Raw genomic sequence first — 17,105 nt, 5'->3', positions numbered from 1 at the left:
TCCGACACTGGATCAGCGTAGGCCGCGCCCCACTACGCCGATGGCCGACAGCCGAGACGCATGGTGATGCATGGCCGATCTCTGCTGCCGGACCGAGCCCCACCTGTGTGACCTCTTAGCTCTCCATCAGCGTCCAGTCGCGAGGAAGGTCGATGGACAGCACGGCCTTGACCTCGGCGGGTGGGAAGTCCGGCCAGCTGCGTTCTACTTCGTGTCGGCGGTTCAGCCGTCGGTCCAGGAAGCGTTGGATGCGGATCAGGCCGTCCGTGGCCTCGGCGGGGCTCAGTTGGCCGTCGGCCATGGCCGTAGCGTATTCGTCAAGGTCGAGCACGCGGTAGGGGTGGTCGGGCGGCCCGACGATGACATCGATCCACAGGTCGTCGACCCGCAGCAGCCCACCGTCCTGGACAACAGCCACCAGATCGCAGTACCACCAGCCCTGTTGCTCAGGAGGAAAGAGGACCGGCTGGCAGATCTGGATCCCCTCGTCGAGCAACACGAAGCTACGTTGTATGTAGTGCTGTCCCTGCTGTTCGAAGCCCCAGTCATAGGCGACGACGTCCCCCCACCTGAGGCCCGCGGCCCGAAGTCTGCCGTCCCGTAGGACGGTCACTGGTTGTCCCGGGGATGCCATCGAGTCAGTCATGGCGCCCAGCCTGCCACGGGCCACCGCGGCCGTCGCCCAGCTTGGTCTTCCACCTCGGAGTCCGAGCGGTTCGTCGTACCTGATCACGCGGAACTGTCGCGCCTCCGGGGTGAGTTCCACTCCTGTCCGACCAGGCGACTCCCGCAGCCCCGATACGGTCCCGGTCAGCGGAGAGCGTTCGCGAAGACAGCCCGGTTGGCGGCTGTGTGTTCGTGTTCACGCCGGGACCAGGCGATCCGGGCGAGGATCTGCTCGCTGCCGGCCTCGCGTCGGTCGGGAGCGGTGCGATGGTGGTGCCACCAGAGGGCGTTGCGGTTCTGGCGGTCGAGGATGGCGTCGACGAGGTTGCCGCGCTGGGGTATCGAGCCCGTAGGAGTCGGCCAGAATCCTGACCTGTGCCTGTGCCTGTGCCTGTGCCTGTGCCTGTGCCCGTGCCTGTGCGTGGGGGACGGGGCTTGCGGCTTGGAGGAGATGCACCAGGTCCAGGACATGTACCCGAGATCTCCCAGGGGGTTGCCGGGTGCTGCTGTATCGAAGTCGATGGAGGCGGGAAGTCCAGGGTGGTCCGCCATTCCGGGACCGCCTGTTCGACCAGCGGGACGATCATGGCGTCGAGGATCTCGGCGAGCGGTTCGCCGGCCTGTGATGCCCGGCGCAGGTCGGCGCGTGACTGCTCAGCGCGGCGGAACGGGGCCGGTCACCGTGCCCCGGGGGCGTCGATGGCCGCCACCGCGAAGCCGTACTGCGCCGCGTAGTGCCGGGCTCGGGCCACCAGCCGGGGGAGCCGCACTGCGTTCACGGGTACCACCTCCTCGTTCTCTCGCACGGCCTCCGGAAAAGCAGCAGAGGTCGCCGTGGTCCGTCACTTGGTTTCTTGCGTGGATGGCGTGGCTGGATGCCACGGAGTCGGAGCACTGCGCAGAGCTGCTCGGGCCGCACCGTCGCTTTCCGAGGTGAAGCCCTGCGTGGCGGGGCGAGCTGTGCTTCACCCCGACGTATGCGTCCTGGGGCCTCTGCCCGACCGTCGCTCGTGCGCGCGGCCCGGACCCGCCGACTCACGCGAAGAGGGGCCCGTGGTGTCAGTTGTCCGACATCACGGGCCCCTCCTCACGCGTACATGCGGGGACGGCGGTGTCGCCGGCCCCTCGCCGTGGCTACGCCCAAGGGATCCAGCCGGGCGCCATCCACGTCGCGGCCGCCGCCCCGCACAGGAGGCACACCGCCTTGTCCGCCCATCGGGGCGCGCCCAGCTTCACTGTCGCGTCGGCCGCTTCGACGGTGATCAGCAGACCACTGATCAGGACGAGCGGGCCGTCGTCCCAGGTGATCTCCGGGCGGCCGATGGCCAGCCAGCCGATCGCGATGCCGAGCAGGCACAGGGCGGTGCAGAGCGCGTACGAGTCGGGCCGGGAGCGAGGTTTGTTCTTCGCCCGGTGGATGAAGATCACCGTGAGCTGCGCCAGCAGCGCTGTGAGAGCGAACATGGTGCACGGCTCCTAGAACTTGCAGGCGTTCTTGATCGCGGTGATGCCGAGAAGCGCTGTGACGGCCTTGCGGTGGGCGGAGGTCATCTTGCGGTGCTTGGCGTAGGTGCGGATGAGGTTCGCCGTCTTCTTGACGCCGATCCGCTTCACCAGCCGGACGGCCGTCCAGATGCGGGTCGAGGAGCCCATCGGGGTCAGGCTGAAGACGACGCCGGCGATGGCCGCCGCACACTTGGTGATCTTCCAGGTGGTCGACCAGAATCCGGGGTCGATCACTATGGGGAAGGCGCTGGCGGAGGAGAACTCCACGCTCTGGACGATCTTGTTGCCGACGACCTTGTAACTGGTGGGTACGTCCATGCCCTGGGCGTCCTTGGCCCAGGGGGCGTCGAAGAAGGCGGCTGCCTCCTTCGCGGGGGCCTTGTCGGCGTTGTCGTCGCCTGTGGAGTACAGGGAGACCGAGCCGTCGTCGTGCGTGACGGCGTACATGCCGGCCGGAATCTGGAAGTTGGTCTCGTAGACCTTGGGCGCCGTGCTGTTCTTGAGGATGTTCAGCGTGCGCGAGCCACCGTCCGCCGTGGGCTGCACCACGGTGTCGACGGGGCCGGTGGAGGTATAGACGACGTTGCCGCCGACCTGGGTGCCCTGGGAACCGGCCTCCGGGATGGAGAGCTGGTTGGGCATGATGCCGTTCTTGATGTCGATGGACTTGTTCTTGCCGTCCCAGGGGACGGAGACGACGTTGTCCTCGGTCACGGCGATGGAGGCGTAGGTGGAGTCGGAGGAGGTGGCCGCGGTGATGTCGGCCGCGTCGGAGTAGGTGTTGGCCAGACCCAGCGTGTTCTCGGCGGCGGTCGGCTTCCAGGAGGTGTCGACGGTGAAGCGCACGGGGTCGGACCAGCCGTTGGCGTAGTGCTCGCCGTCGAAGGTGGTGGTGCGGAAGCTGTAGGTCTTGCCGGAGGCGAGCTTGCCCGCGGGCACCTTGAGCTGTGAGGTGGCGTTCGATGCCGCCGCAGGTGCGTTGACGGTGGCCACGACCTTGCCGGTGGCGATGTCGGTGATCTCGTACGTGCCGATGATCTCGTCGTCGCCGTTGGTGTCCTCGGTGGAGAACCGCAGGATCGGGGTGGTGGTGTTGACCTTGAAGATGCCGCCGTTGGAGATGAAGGGCGCACCGGCCTGCAGGTTGGCACCGTTGCGGGGCCGGTAGTTGTAGGTCACCTCCAGGGTGGGGACCTTGGTCTGGTCGGCGGCGTCGGCGGAGTAGAAGCGCTTCCAGCCGTACGTGTCGGACTCGTTGGCGGCGTTCAGCGCGACGCTGCCGGTCTCGGCCTTGGCCGAGGACCAGGTCTGGGCGAGCCTGGTGATGTCGGCCGTGGCCCAGCCCTCGGTCTTGCACGCCGCGGACTTGGTGTCCGAGGACGTGGCGATCTTTTCGAGGCGCGCGGGCTGCTTGGTCCAGCGGGTGTTCTTGTCCGCGGTGCCCGCTGCCCATACCTCCCAGTCGCGCTTTTCGCACGACCAGGAGTGGTAGTTCCACATCTTCAGTGACGCCTTCGACACAAGCGCGTCGGCGAAGTTGGAGGTGCGGAAGGTGAGGAAGGAGCGTGCGACGCGCTTGGTGCTTCCCTCGTAGTCGCCGGGCCACCCGACCTTGAGATCGGTGTTCACCGACTGGTCAGTGGTGTCGCCACCCTGTACGAAGGTGTCGAACAGGACATCAAGGGCATCGGTCGAGGGGTCGATGACGACCGGGTACTGGGTGTGCTCGTCACGCAGCCACGCGGTGTCGGGCCGCAGGCTCAGCTGCGCGGTGTTGCCGGACTGGGTCACCTCCATGGCGACCTTCCTGCGGTTGGTGTGTTCCAGCGAGCGCGGGTCGACCTGGCTGTCCCACATGGTGGGCGCGGGCATCGTCGCGACGGTCTCGCCGGACGCGTCGCGGAAGTCGATGCCCCCGTCGGCCGCGGCCTTGGCCCGCATGCCCTCCGGGAGGACGAGCGGCAGTACCAAGGGGGCGCCGTCCTGCGGGGCCTTGCGCAGCTTGAGGTACTGCTCGAAGCCGGTGCGCGTGGCTTCGACGACAAGATCGCCCCCGGGCACGGCCTCGGGGTAGGTGGCCGTGTTGTCGGACAGCTGCGGGGCGGGCAGGCCGCCCTTCCACTGCATGGCGATCTTCTGGTCGCCCTTTCCGAGCACGACCAGGTCACGGGCGGTGTCCTGCGGGGCCGCCGCGGCGGCCTTCAAGGAGCGTGCCTTGGTGCCCCCGGCGCCGGCCAGCCGCAGACCCTCCGGGTGTGCGGCGGCCACGACGTCTCCGTCGGCGGTGTGCTTGAAGTCGAGATCGACGTCCACCCAGCGGCCGTCCTTGACCATGCGGACCGGTCCGGCTGCGGAGGTCCGGGTCAGAGTGCCATCCGCGTTGGCGTAGACCGTGTCGGTCTCCGTACGCATCTGCAGGACCTCGACTCGGCGGTCCTGCATCTTCGCAGCGGTCAAAGCCGCCTCGGCGGTCTCTGCCTCGCGGATCGGGTTCTTCACGAGTTCCGCGGCGGCGTCCAGCAGCTCGGTGACCGCCTTCTCCTCCTCGGACTCCGCGCTCTCGCTGCGGCCGTCCGCAACGGCCAGGTACGGCGTGGACAGCAGAACCGCCCCTGCCGTGATCAAGGCGACGCTCCCCGCGCGCCAAGTCGTCTTCACTTATGCACTCCCCTTGCTGAGCTCGCCGGCCGCACAGATCATTGCGGTTAGCAAAGCTTCTTTACGTCGGCGATATAAGCACATATTTGCACCCCATGTCCAAGTCTGAACTGGTGCTTTGTGCCCATGGGTCGACGTCGCTCCGGAGCCGGAGCAACTGCTCAGCAAAGAAAGTAAGTTGGGATGTCAGTCCTGGCCGTATCCATGCCTCGGGGAGGCGACCGCTCCCGGCCACGGGGCCGCGCCAAGTGCCGCTGACGGATCCGGAACGCGCCCCGTCAGCGGCACCGGCGGGCGTTGATCCGGGCGGCCTGGCGCGTCAGGTGGTCGCGCTCGGCGAGGTTGGGTGCCTTGTGGGCCGCCTCGGAGTACAGCCGTGCCGCCGTCGCCAGGTCGCCGTCGCGCTCGTGGAGGTACGCAGCCACCGCGGCGTGGCGGGGCAGTGAGGGCTCCAGCGCCGCGAGCGCCGCCAGACCGGCGCGCGGTCCGTCGGCCTCCCCGACGGCGACCGCGCGGTTGAGCCGGACGATCGGACTGTCGGTCAGGTGCGCGAGCTCGTCGTACCACTCGACGATCTGCACCCAGTCGGTCTCCTCGGCGGTGGGCGCGTCCGCGTGGAGTGCCGCGATGGCGGCCTGGGCCTGGAACCCGCCCAGCCGGTCGCGGGCGAGGGCCGCCTGCAGAATCCCGACGCCCTCGGCGATCAACACGGTGTCCCACCGGCCGCGGTCCTGATCGGCGAGCGCCACCAGGCTGCCGTCGGACGCGGTCCGGGCCGCACGCCGGGCGTGGTGGAGCAGCATGAGGGCGAGCAGTCCCGCCACCTCCGGGTGGTCGATCGCGGCCGCGAGCTGCCGGGTGAGCCGGATGGCCTCGGCGGCGAGGTCGACGTCGCCGGAGTAGCCCTCGTTGAAGACCAAGTAGAGGACACGCAGCACGGTGGCGACATCGCCGGGCCGGTCGAAGCGCACGCCGGAGACGGTGCGTTTGGCCCGGCTGATGCGCTGCGCCATGGTCGCCTCGGGCACCAGGTAGGCCTCGGCGATCTGGCGGGTGGTCAGCCCACCGACGGCGCGCAGCGTGAGCGCGACCGCCGATGCCGGTGTCAGTGACGGGTGGGCGCACAGGAAGTAGAGCTGGAGCGTGTCGTCCACCGCGGGCGCCGATCCGGGCTCCGGCTCCTCCCCGACGCGGTCCTCACGCCGACGGCGGGCGGCGTCGGCCCGCGTCGCGTCGAGGAACTTGCGCCAGGCCACGGTGACCAGCCAGCCCTTGGCGTCCCGCGGCGGGTCGGAGGTCCAGACCCGGAGCGCCTCGACAAGAGCGTCCTGCACGGCGTCCTCGGCCGCCGCGAAGTCCGCTCCGCGGCGTACGAGGATCCCGAGCACGCTCGGCGTGAGGCTCCTCAGCAGGGCCTCGTTCATCCGCGCGGTCACTCCGTGACGGTGGGCGGCGCGGTCAGGAACGGGCGCACCTCAAGCCATTCGTGGATCGGCTTGCCACCTGCCCCGGGGGCGGCCGACAGCTCCCCGGCCAGCTCGACGGCGCGCTCGTAGCTGTCGACGTCGATGATCATCCAGCCGGCGATGAGGTCCTTCGTCTCCGCGAACGGTCCATCGGTGACCGGTGGGCGCCCCTCACCGTCGTAGCGGACCCACGCACCCTCGGGCGCGAGTGCCTGACCGTCGACGAACTCGCCCTTCTGCTCCAGCCGGGCCGCGAAGTCGTTCATGTACTGCACATGCGCGGAGATCTCCTCCGGCGTCCACTGGTCCATCGGTACGTCGTTGACCGCAGCCGGGGCACCGCGGTAGTGCTTCAGCAGCAGGTACTTGGCCATCGTGGTTCTCCTCGGTACTGGTGCGGCCCATGGTGGCCGCGTTCACTACAGGGACGGAGCCGTCCACAGGTTCTCGACATCGCCGCCCGCTTTTTCTGGCTCTCGTGGATGAGTACGCGTGAGCCGTCTCGCGGTGTGCTGGTCTACTACCCCGCCTCGCGGTGTCCGGGTCTGCCCTGTGGCGCGAGGGCGGGACGGAGCGAGGCCCTCCAGGGCCGGCAGAGATCGAACAGCCGAACAGGCGACTTCGCGTGCGCCACTGTACGTGTGGCACGGGCGCGCCCTGGTGAACCCGGACCGACGAGTTGATCAGCCCGCCGGACTCGGCTGGTCGGCGTCCTACGGCCGAGCGGCAACGGCGTCGATGCCAGACGCCCGCAGCCTGCGAGCCAGGAACTCCATCTCGGGCATCGTGCCGGAGTGGGCTCCCTCCAGGACCTCATTCAGCACGGACCTGACGTCAGCCAGACCAAGGCCCAGTGCCGCACGCAGAACGCGCATGATCGCGGCATTCCTGGCCGATGGATCGACACCGAGCCGCGCCGGCCCACGCTCGGAGAGCAGCCGGCCCCGCAGTTCGGCAGGCAGGTCACCACCACATGCGGCCACCGCGAACCCGCAGGCCGAGCACATGGACTCCGTGTCCCAGCGCAAGAATCCGTCCACCAGGGCCTGGACACCCCAGCACTCCAACTCCTCACCGCAGTCCTGGCACTCAGCGGAGTACCCGATGGACTCGAAGACCGTCTGCTCCATCCCCACACCTTTGAGGAAATGAACGTGAACGACAAGCTGAAGTCTTGCTGACTGGTCCCGACTGGACCGCGTGGTGGAAGGTTCCGGGAAGGAAACGTTCGGGTGAGGTCGCAGCGACGCGCCGCGAGCGGCTTGCCGGAGAACCGACAGGACGCGGTCCGGCCGCCGCTTGTGTCGTCTCCTACGTTGCCGGCACCGCCGGACGAGGCGTCACACCTGACTCGATCGTCGACCCGATGTACACCCGCGTACGACCCGGCTCGCATGCGTGCGCGAAAAAGTCGACACATTACTGCACATCCTTGCCGTAGGGCGATTCAACGTCACCCGGGCAGAATCCGCCTTCTCGCAGCCCTTTGACGAGCATCTCCGGCTCCACCAGACCCAGATGCGAGAAGCCGACTGCCGCTTCGTACCCCTTCTCCTCGGGGTGCCGGTTCGGGACCATCTCGGTTCCCTCCGGCCTCAACGGCAACAGACAAGCATCGACGTCCTTGGTGGGCAGGGCGAAAGCGACTTCATCTTCTCCCTCGCCCACCGGTCCTTCAGGCCCGGAGACTTGACGTCGTACGGCCCCGATCCGGCATCCGGCATCCGGCATCCGGCGCGGCTCGCTTCACCGTGGGATCGCGCAGACCCCGCCGCCAGCAGATCGTCCCTGCGCGCCATCCACAGCTCGCCCCGCGGGGCCGGGCTCAGCGACTCCCAAAGGCGCCGCGGCCCGCCTCGCTGCGGGTCGGTGGCCTTCCCGCCCAGCGACGCCAGGTTCATGGCGCGCGGCAGTTGGTCCTCGTCGAGCGAGGTGTACGTGGCGTGGCCGGCGTTCATCGGGTCGCCTCGGGCAGATCGAGGAACCCCTTCGCGGTGCCCGTACGAAATCCTTGGAGACCGTGGCGTTGACGCCTTCCCACTTGGCCGAATCGGACATCGGCACCAAGCTGTCGTAGACCTCGGTGCGCAGCCCTTGGTTCGTCGGCCATGGACTTCCAGCCGCCGACGGCCGTGCCGAGCATGGAGGCCTCGATCAGTTCGTCGTCCTTCGCGTGGGGCTTCTTGGAGTAGTTCAGGTGGGTGGAGATATGGGCGCACATCTGCAGGACGGTCTTGACCTGCGAGTCCCAGACCGAGAGCGTCGTGGACAACTCGCCCCCCATGGTCATGTTGTGCGCCGACAGCTCCTTCGCCGCCTGCGCGGTCGAGCCGGTTCCGCCGGCGTCACTGCCCGCGCCGGGCGATGCCGGCCTTCTTCCGCAGTTCGGCATGGAGCAAGAAGGCCTGGTTGCCGACCGCGCCCAGGTCGTCCTGGGTGACCACCAGGCCGTAGGGCGAACCGGCCCCCGGGGTGCCGGGAGGTGTCTCCCGGTATTGAGCCGCATCCCGGCCGATTGCCGTTCCTTCGCCTCGGACACGAGGCCGGCCCACTCCTGATCGAACGTCATGCCCGAACCGTCGCCCCGGCTGGTTACGTGAAGTAGGCGGAATATATAGAGAGTTGGTGTCCGGATAGATCAATCCGGCGCGTCCTCGGCGCGCTTGCAGGGAGCGGGGTGGGCAAGGTGGCGGGGAGCTCGTGAACAGGTCTGGGGCGCGTGAACCGACCGGGGGAGTGCGAACTGAACGGGGGCGTGCGCGGGCGCTTTCGAAGGCGTTCGGCTCACGGCGCCTTGGCCATGTGCGCTCCCGGTGTACTACCGCACGCCCCCTTCCGCGTCCAGGTCGACGCGGTATTCCGCCCATTCCTCGGCGTACGTGAATGACCATGCGTTCCACTGGAGACTCGTCACCCGGTGCACCTGTGCTATCGCACTCTGCGATGCGCATGTCGGGAGAGAAATGCTGAGGGCAGTTTGATGACAAACGTTCTGCTGGTTCACGCAGTGCCGCTGTGGCGTGCTTCGCTGGCCTCCCTGCTCCGTGCGGCTGAGGGAATCGAGGTACGGACCGCTGAGCGGGGAGCGATACGCGCGGCGCTGACCGGGAGATGCCCGGACGTATTCCTGACCGATCTCGACTGTCCGGACGCCATGGATGTGCTCCAGGAGGTGGAGCCACTGACCGGGCCGGACGGCCGACCCTGTCCTTTGGCGGTGCTGACCCGCGGTGACCGTCCGCGCGGGCTGCGGCGGGCCTACGAGGCGGGCGCCCGTGGCTACATCGACAAGTTCCGCCCGGTGGACGATCTGGCCGAGGTGATGCACAAACTCGCGGACGGTGGACGTCATATCGACGAGTCACTGGCATTCGGGCTGTTGCAGGTGGCCGACATGCCGTTATCGCCTCGCGAGGTGAGCGTGCTCGCGCTGGCCGAGAGCGGCGAAAGCGTGGCCGGCATAGCGGCCCGGCTGAATCTGACAGCGGGGACGGTACGCAATTACCTGGCGGCCGCCATCCGGAAGTCGGGGGCGCGCAATCGGCAGGATGCCATCAGGCTCGCGAAATCGGCCGGCTGGATCTGAGCCCCCCGCATGTCACGGTCGCTCCGGTTGCTCCGGCGTCCATAGCCCGTTGAGGTCCCGGTACAGCGCCGAATCGCGCAGCAGGTCGGTGGGGGTCCCGCACTGGATGCGGGCGCCGTCCATCACCAGGATCCGACCGGCCCGGTGGGCGGAGCTGAGACGGTGGGCGACGACCACGAGCGCACCGGGCCGGGCGGCGAAGGCGAGTTCGGCCCGGGTCTCGGCGGACGGGTCGAGCCGACTGGTGGCTTCGTCCAGGATGAGGAGGGGGACGTCGGTCAGATAGGCCCTGCCCAGGGCGATCAGCTGGCGTTCCCCCTGGGACAGCAGGGCGGGTGCCACCGCCGCGTCCAGGGAACCGAGCCGGGAGACCAGTGGATCCAGGCCCAGCGCGTCGATCATGGCCGCGATCTCGCACGCGCGCGCGTCGGGGCGGAGGTAGCACAGGTTCTCCCGCAGCGATCCGGTGAACACGTAGGCCCGCTGGGGCAGCAGGACGCGTACGGAGGAGGCGTCGCCCCGGTGCGCCGGGCGCCCGTGCCACCGGACCGCGCCGCGGGTGGGAGGTTCCACGCCGGCGAGTACGGCGGCGAGCGTCGACTTGCCGCTGCCGCTCGGCCCGATCACCGCCAGGTGCTCTCCACGGCCGATACGCAACGAGAGTTGGTCCAGGACCGGTTGGGCGGCGGGCCCGTAGGCGAAGGTGACCTCGCGCAGCTCGGCGACCGGGGGACGCGGCCCCGCGTGCCGGTCCGGGCCGGCGCGGCCCGTGGTGTCCGGGCGGGCGCGGTCTGCGGGTCGGGGGCACTGAGCCCCGGAGTTCACCGGTGCGGGGCGTGCGGCTTCATGGTCCGGTTCCGGTGGCGGGGGTGCGTCCGTGAATCGGTCCAGCACCACGACGAGCCGGCCGCCGACGGTGGCGAGCATCGTCATGAGCGCTTGGACCGCCGGTGCCAGGGCCTGGGTGAGATAGGTCAGCGCGCCGACCAGCGCGCCGGGCGTGAGCCCGTCGCGCAGCAGCCAGGGGGAGCCGAGCAGCAGCAGGAGCGGCGGGAAGCGGCCGCACAGGGCGAGCGCCAGCACCCGGACCCCGGACCAGCGGGCCAGTGACCGGGCCGCACGGGCCTGCGCCTCGGCCAGTGACCGGGACTCCGCCACCATTCGCTCGCCCCCTCCCGCAGCGGCGATGTCGCGCAGCGCGGCGGACAGTTCCCCCGTGTGCGCGGCGTACGCCTCGTCCGCGGCGAGGTAGTCGCGCTGGCGGGCCGCCATCGGCCGCAGGGTCGCGGCGAACAGGGCGCCACCGAGCAGCAACGGGGGCAGTACGAGGAGCAGGAGTCCGGGCTCCAGCGCCAGCAGGCCGAGCACCGCCCCCGCCGCCGTGAACACGAAGGACCGCAGGGTCAGGACGAGTCCCGCCCAGCCGTCCCGGGCGATCTCGCTCTGGTGGGTGACCTGGGAGAGCGAACGGGTGGTGACACCGAAGGGCTGCGCGAGCGCGCCGGACAGTGCCCGGGACACCGCGCGCCGCACGAGGCCGTCACGCAGCGGCTCCACCAGATCCGCGAGGCGTCCGAACACCTGGCGGGTGGCGAACTGGGCCGGCAGCGTGGCCGCGCCCGCGACGCCCAGCCAGAGCAGTCCTGTCGCGGGGTGCCCGGCGAGGAATCCCTGGTCGAGCGCCTTGGCGACACCGAACCCGCTGAGGAAGGTCTGGACGAACTCCAGCAGGGACCAGCCGGACAGCCTGAGCAGGACGCCGGTGCGGGCCCTCAGGAAGGGCCGCGCGTCTCCCGCCACCCTGGTCAGGGCCCCGTGGCCCGCCCGACTCGCGGCAGTTGCCTGCCCGGACGCCGTCATCGGTTCGCCGCCCTGTCCGCAGGGTCGGGCCGGGCGGTGGTGGAGGACGGAGGTTCGTCCGGTCCCGGCAGCGCGGAGGCGTCGGGAGGATCAGTACGGAACAAGGCCCGGTAGTCCGGATCGGCCCAGAGCACGTGGTGCGGGCCCGTCGCCCGGACCCGGCCGTCCTCCAGCCACGCGACCCGGTCCGCCCGCGCGGCCGAGGAGAGCCGGTGGGCGACGATGACACGGGTGCTGCTGCCGGCTCGCCCGGCGAGCGCGCGTTGCACATGATGCTCGGTCACGGTGTCGAGGCTGGACAGCGCGTCGTCCAGGATCATGAGACGGCCCGGATGCGCGAAGGCGCGGGCCAGACCGAGGCGTTGGCGTTCCCCGCCGGACAGCGGGGCGTCCGTGAGGGGGGTGGCGTACCCCTGCGGGAGCAGCGCCACGAAGGCGTCGGCGCGGGCCTCGCGCGCGGCGGAGCGTACCTCCTCGTTCGAGGCGGTACGGGCCCCGAAGGCGATCGTCTCCCCGACGGTGCGGCCGGGCAGGGCGGGCCGGGCGAAGGCATAGGTGACCTCATGGCGCAGGCGGCCCGGCTCCATGCCGTCCATGGGGACGCCGTCCAGCAGTACGGTGCCGGTGTCCGGGTCCATCAGCCGTCCCGCCACGGCGGCGAGCACCGACTTGCCCGAGCCCGAGCGGCCGACGACGGCCAGGGAGGAGCCGCCGGGGACGACGAGGCCGACTCCGCTCAACAGCGGGCGCCCCTCGCGTCCGACGCCCACGTCGCGCAGTTCCAGCCTTCCCGGGGCGCCGTCCACCGGACCCAGTGAGCGGTGCGGCACGGGCGGCAGGGCCAGGAGGGGATCGAGGCGGTCGGCGGCCGCCCGGCTGCGCGCGAGCGAGCTGAGCGCACCCGTCAGCGAGCCGATGCCGACGACCAGGCCGGCGTAGCGGGCGGCGGCGACCAGGTCACCGACGCCGATCGCGCCCGCGTCGAGCCGCAGCCCGCCGACCGCCAGCACCAGCAGCATGAGCAGGGGCAGCAGCAGGGCGCTCTGGCCGGACGCCTTTCCGTACACGGCCCAGGTACGGCGTCCGTGGTCCGCGAGTGCCCCGAGTGGTTCGAGGACGCGCCGGTACTCCCGTGCCCCGGTGCGGGCCGCGCGGATGGTTTCGGCGCCGTCGAGTGCCTCCGTGAGACGGTCGGCGATGAGCGCCTGCGCGCGCTGATAGTCGGCGTTCGCGTCGGCGGTGCGGCGGGTGAAGGTGCGCAGCAGCGCGATGAGCAGGGGGGCGCCGAGAAGCAGGGCGGCCGCCGTCCAGGGGTCGATGAGCAGGAGTCCGACGACCGCGCCGACCGGCAGCAGGGCTCCCGCGACGGACCCGGCCGCGGTAGTGGGCGCGGCCGCGGCGTCCGCGGTCTGGGTGGTGATCCGGGCCGTGAGGTCCCCGGTGGGCACATCGAGGGTCCGGCGGGGTTCGGCGGCCAGCACACGGGCCACGGTGCGGGTGCGCAGCGCCGCGGTCAGCCGGGCCGTGGTGCTCGTCCCGACCACCGCCGCACCCGCATCGCACGCGGTCTCGGCGAGGGTCAGCGCTGCGCACAGCAGCAGTCCGGACCAGGGCACGGGGCCGCCGACGATGAGCCGGTCCACGGTGTGGCCGAGCGCGGCGGGGAGGGCGAGGGCGGCGAGCGCCCCGCCGGTGGAGCACAGCAGCAGGCACACGAGGGCGGCCGGGCGAAGCCGGGCGAGTTCGAGGGGGCGGGCTCCGGAGGGCGGCGGCGGATGGCCGGCACGTTCCCGGGAAGCTGTTCGGCGCCGGTCGGGTACGGGGGCGAGAGCCGCCCCGGCGGGTGGGTTCGGCCGCACGTGGGTCCCTTTCCGGCTTCGGGCGGTACGACGACAGCCCTGAGGGCTCGGCGGCATCGGGCCCGGTCTGTCGCGGGTTCCGGTGGCGCGGGCTCCGCGTCCTGGGGGGCCCGGACCGCCGGACACCCGCAGCCGTCCGGGCCGCCGGTGGGATCACCGGCGGACCGGACGGCCCGGCATTACGGGGTGCAGAGGGTCAGGCTGAGCGAGCTGTGCTCGCAGATCAGGAGCGAGACCTGGCTGCCCGTGGCGAGCTCGCCGAAGGCCTCGTCGGCCGGGGTCTCCATCGCCTGAAGGTCGAGAAGTGCCATGATGATGTCCTTTCTCAGGGACTGTTGTGTCGGCGTGTACTGCAACGACCCCTGATGGGGCCGGTCCTTGGGGCCGCTAACGCGGCAGGGTGTGCCGCGCGAGCGGCAGGAAGGGAAGCGTGGCCGGTTGCCCGAGTGCGCCGCCCAGGGCGAGCAGACACCCGGCGGTCCCGGTAGCCAGGTCCATCGACAGGCGCATCAACTGCTCGCCGGGAAAGGCGAGTTCACCCTCGTACGACATGGCGTGGCTTTCCAGCAGGTCGGTGTGGAGGCGGATCGCCCGCGCACGGTCCGGAGCTTCCAGGAGCGGAGTGGCCGCCACGTGGGCGAGCAGTCCGGCCGATCCGCGCAGGAGTCCGGGCTGGATGTAGAAGGCGGACAGCGCGGTCGGGAGCAGGGCGCGGCCCGCGGCCTCCAGGGCGGCGTCGGGGCGTCGGGCGAGGTAGGCGTCGATGACGGCCGCGATGCCGATGCTGCCCGAGGCGAGGTACGGCATCAGCCGTTTCCCCTCCACGACGAGCAGTCCGCCGTCGCCCGCCCGGCACCGTTCGAGATCACGTCGCAGCGCGGCGGCGGCCAGGTCGAGCAGGGCGGTGTCGCCGGTCTTCCCGTACCGGTGGATGAGCAGCAGGGCGACGCCGGTGGCGCCGTGCATGAGGCCGGTCCGGGGTGAGGGGGGATCCTCCACGAGCGCGCGGACGGCGAGCGCGGTACAGCGGTCCGCCGCGGCGCTGAGGGCCGGGCCGTCGACGGCGGCGGTACGGGCCATGTCGTCGAGGGCGAGCGCGATACCGGCGTACCCGCTGTGCAGGCCGGCCGGCAGTCCCTCCAGGGGCTGTTCGAGCACGACCCGGATCAGGTCGGCGGCTTCCGCGGGACGGCCGATCCGGTTCAGGGTCCAGGCGATGCCGGTGAGTCCGTCGTAGAAGCCGAGCGGGGTGCCGGAGGCCGGGTCCTTGACCCGGCGCAGCAGCCAGTCGACGGCGGGCTCGCACTGCCGGGCGCCCGTCTCGTGCAGCGCGTAGAGCACTCCGGCGGCCCCGTAGCCGAACGACTGGCCGCCCGCCGCCGTGGCGAACTGTGCGATGTCGCCGGGGAAGCACCGGTCCTCGCGCTCCGGTGTGCAGGAGGCCGCGATGGCGCGGGCCATCGAGTCGCGGCTACGCGGCCAGTCCCCGGGCGCGGGCGGGCGCCGGTCCGGTTCCGCGGGGCCCGCCGGACCGCCCGTGGTGCGCAGGATCTCGTCCACCGCGGGGCGCAGCAGTTGCTCGCCGACGGGGAAGATGCTGGCCGCGTTCCTGGCGAGGCCGACGGCCTTGGTGCGGTCGAGGGCGAAGAGTGTGGTGAGCGGCAGGTGGAGCGCGAGCCGCAGGCATGCCAGTGCGTAGCGGTCGATATCGGTGCCGCGCCGGTCGGTGGGGGCGACGAAGGCCGGGTTGGCGACGATCTGGCGGGCCCGCTCCTCGGTCCGGGACGCGGCCTCGAAGTCCAGGAGCACGATGCGGGACGTCTCCTCGTCGACCATGACGTTGCTCATGTGCAGGTCGCTGATGACGATGCCACGTGCGTGCACCGCCTCGACGGCACGCTCCACCCGGTCGTACACCTGTTGTGCCCACGCCGTGTGCTCGGCGAGCTGTTCGCTCGTGGGATTCTGCCGGGACAGCGGGAAGCGGCGGGCGAAGACCGTGTTGAGCGGGGAGCCGGGCACGTACTGGAGCACCAGGAAGTGGTGGTCGCCGACCTCGAACACGTCCCGGACAGCCGGTACGCAGTCCAGGCCCGCCAGTTGTTCCAGCGCGGTCCGTTCGCGTACGAGCCGGGTGACGGCGTCGGCCCCGTCGGCCGCCAGCCCGGCGTACGGGCGGGCCTCCTTGAGAACGACCTGCTCGCCGCTGCGGGTGTCCCGGCCGAGGTAGACGCCGCCGCCGTTGGAGAAATGAAGGGCCTTCTCCACGGTGTACGGCAGCCCCGTGAGACCGACCGAAGCCCGTGCTTCGAGGTACGGGTGCAGGAAGTCGGGCGGTGTCACCCAGCCGGGGACACGGAAGGACGGCCCCCGTTCGTCGGGGACGAGACGGCCCTGCGGGTCCGCGACGGCGGGTACCGGCCGCCCGTCGGGTCCGGGGCAGAAGCGGGCGGCGAACGCCCCGTACCGCGTGTGCACGGGTCCGTCCCCGCACCGCAGATCACTGAGGATGTAGGGGCCGTGCTCCCCGGCCAGGAGTTCCGTCAGCGCGGCGCACACCTCCGGAAACCGTTCCGGCGTGGGCGGATACACGGTGATGAACTTGCCGCTGCCCGCCCGGTCGGCGTACTTGGCGTTGCGCAGGTGCAACAGCCCAGGTGTCGGTACGCACTTGAAGGGAAGCCGCTGCGCCAGACAGTGCTCGACGACCCTGCGCAGCACCGATTCGGCGTTGTCCAGGGCGGCGGACACATGGATCTTCCAGCCCTGTGAGGGCAGCCGGATGTCCGAGGGGGCGTAGGAGAGCCAGTCCCCGCGCCGCGAGCGGCTCCACCCCTCGGGAGCGTCGCCGCGGACCGGTGCGTAGAAGGTGCGGTCCTCTTCCGGCCGGGAGACCGAGCGGTGCGGTGCGTCGTAGAAGTGGCGGTCCGCCTGGCAGTACGCGGCGTACTCCGGATTCACGCACGTTCCCCTCGCTCAGTTCTTTCCTGGCGAGAGAGAAGTTGTCACAACGACGGTGGGCGCCAATAGTCACCATTGTCATGACTCACACGTGCGTACGAGACATGCGAAGCGCACCGTGCTTCGGTGCACGCGCTACTGCGGACGCCGCTCGCAGGTCCGTGACGCCGTGCGAACGGCCTGGTCCCGGCGCTGCTCCCGGCCCCCGGACCGCAACGGTCCCGGTGTCGGCCCGCGGTCCGCTCCGGGCCGTCGCCCGCCAAGCGGGCATCGGCCGGCTGGTGCGAGCGGGACAGCTCTTAAGGGCTGTCCTGTCATGCCTGGCGGGCGCACGACGACGGCTACGGCACCTCGCGGCGTTGTCGGAACGCCCGAATACATCCCGTACGCGGACGTCACTCCGCCGTGCGATGCACCGCATCCGACGCCGTGCGCTGATCCACCAGGGATGACGGGACAGCCCTCAGGTGAGAAGGGGAACGCCGGCAGCCCGCTCGGGCAATGCCGTACCGAGCACCACCTGCTCGGCGGACCCCGACGACG

At 70.7% G+C, this 17,105-nt stretch carries 12 protein-coding genes and 2 pseudogenes; 1 reads left to right on the top strand and 13 read right to left on the bottom strand.

Annotation, left to right across the window (positions count from 1 at the left end):
• Positions 1–115: 115 nt before the first annotated feature.
• From OG251_RS01715 to OG251_RS01680, 9 genes and pseudogenes are all read right to left on the bottom strand, one after another.
• On the bottom strand, positions 116–499 hold the full coding sequence (locus tag OG251_RS01715) for a DUF402 domain-containing protein (protein WP_326675201.1): 384 nt from the start codon (positions 497–499) through the stop codon (positions 116–118).
• 700 nt (positions 500–1,199) lie between these two features.
• Positions 1,200–1,427: pseudogene (locus OG251_RS44930) on the bottom strand (alpha/beta hydrolase); the annotation flags it as partial.
• 373 nt (positions 1,428–1,800) lie between these two features.
• Positions 1,801–2,130 carry a hypothetical protein gene (locus tag OG251_RS01710; protein WP_326675200.1) on the bottom strand — a complete coding sequence of 110 codons (330 nt, stop codon included), beginning with the start codon at positions 2,128–2,130 and terminating at the stop codon, positions 1,801–1,803.
• Between the two features lie 12 nt (positions 2,131–2,142).
• Complete coding sequence (locus OG251_RS01705; RefSeq protein WP_326675198.1) at positions 2,143–4,830, bottom strand: DNRLRE domain-containing protein; 2,688 nt, start codon at positions 4,828–4,830, stop codon at positions 2,143–2,145.
• 278 nt (positions 4,831–5,108) lie between these two features.
• Positions 5,109–6,254 carry an RNA polymerase sigma factor gene (locus OG251_RS01700; RefSeq protein WP_326681118.1) on the bottom strand — a complete coding sequence of 382 codons (1,146 nt, stop codon included), beginning with the start codon at positions 6,252–6,254 and terminating at the stop codon, positions 5,109–5,111.
• An 8-nt stretch (positions 6,255–6,262) separates the two neighbouring features.
• The gene (locus OG251_RS01695) at positions 6,263–6,670 is read right to left on the bottom strand and encodes a YciI family protein (RefSeq protein ID WP_326675197.1); all 408 of its coding nucleotides are present in this window, start codon (positions 6,668–6,670) and stop codon (positions 6,263–6,265) included.
• Between the two features lie 339 nt (positions 6,671–7,009).
• Entirely contained in the window at positions 7,010–7,426 is a 417-nt protein-coding gene (locus tag OG251_RS01690; protein ID WP_326675196.1) for a hypothetical protein, read from the bottom strand.
• Between the two features lie 289 nt (positions 7,427–7,715).
• A complete protein-coding gene (locus OG251_RS01685) occupies positions 7,716–7,964 on the bottom strand; it encodes a hypothetical protein (protein WP_326675195.1) in 249 nt (82 codons plus the stop codon).
• 286 nt (positions 7,965–8,250) lie between these two features.
• A complete protein-coding gene (locus OG251_RS01680) occupies positions 8,251–8,688 on the bottom strand; it encodes a hypothetical protein (RefSeq protein ID WP_326675194.1) in 438 nt (145 codons plus the stop codon).
• 588 nt (positions 8,689–9,276) lie between these two features.
• Between OG251_RS01680 and OG251_RS01675 the strand changes: the two genes are divergently transcribed.
• On the top strand, positions 9,277–9,882 hold the full coding sequence (locus OG251_RS01675; protein ID WP_326675192.1) for a response regulator transcription factor: 606 nt from the start codon (positions 9,277–9,279) through the stop codon (positions 9,880–9,882).
• 12 nt (positions 9,883–9,894) lie between these two features.
• Here the strand turns inward: OG251_RS01675 and OG251_RS01670 are convergent, their stop codons facing one another.
• The 4 genes and pseudogenes from OG251_RS01670 to lanKC form a co-directional block, all read right to left on the bottom strand.
• Positions 9,895–11,742: an ABC transporter ATP-binding protein gene (locus OG251_RS01670; protein ID WP_326675191.1), complete on the bottom strand. Its 1,848-nt coding sequence runs from the start codon at positions 11,740–11,742 to the stop codon at positions 9,895–9,897.
• Positions 11,739–13,601, bottom strand: coding sequence for an ABC transporter ATP-binding protein (locus OG251_RS01665; RefSeq protein ID WP_326675190.1), 1,863 nt, complete (start codon positions 13,599–13,601; stop codon positions 11,739–11,741). The genes OG251_RS01670 and OG251_RS01665 overlap by 4 nt, the downstream gene beginning before the upstream one ends.
• 179 nt (positions 13,602–13,780) lie before the next feature.
• Positions 13,781–13,912: a SapB/AmfS family lanthipeptide gene (locus tag OG251_RS01660; RefSeq protein ID WP_073722753.1), complete on the bottom strand. Its 132-nt coding sequence runs from the start codon at positions 13,910–13,912 to the stop codon at positions 13,781–13,783.
• Positions 13,913–13,957: 45 nt separating this feature from the next.
• Positions 13,958–16,562, bottom strand: a pseudogene (lanKC, locus tag OG251_RS01655) (class III lanthionine synthetase LanKC); the annotation flags it as partial.
• Between the last annotated feature and the right edge of the window lie 543 nt (positions 16,563–17,105).

Source organism: Streptomyces sp. NBC_01237 (assembly GCF_035917275.1).
In the GTDB taxonomy this organism is placed as follows: Bacteria; Actinomycetota; Actinomycetes; order Streptomycetales; family Streptomycetaceae; genus Streptomyces.
The sequence above is the reverse complement of the archived record's forward strand: the minus strand, read 5'-3'. Positions and strand labels throughout refer to the sequence as shown.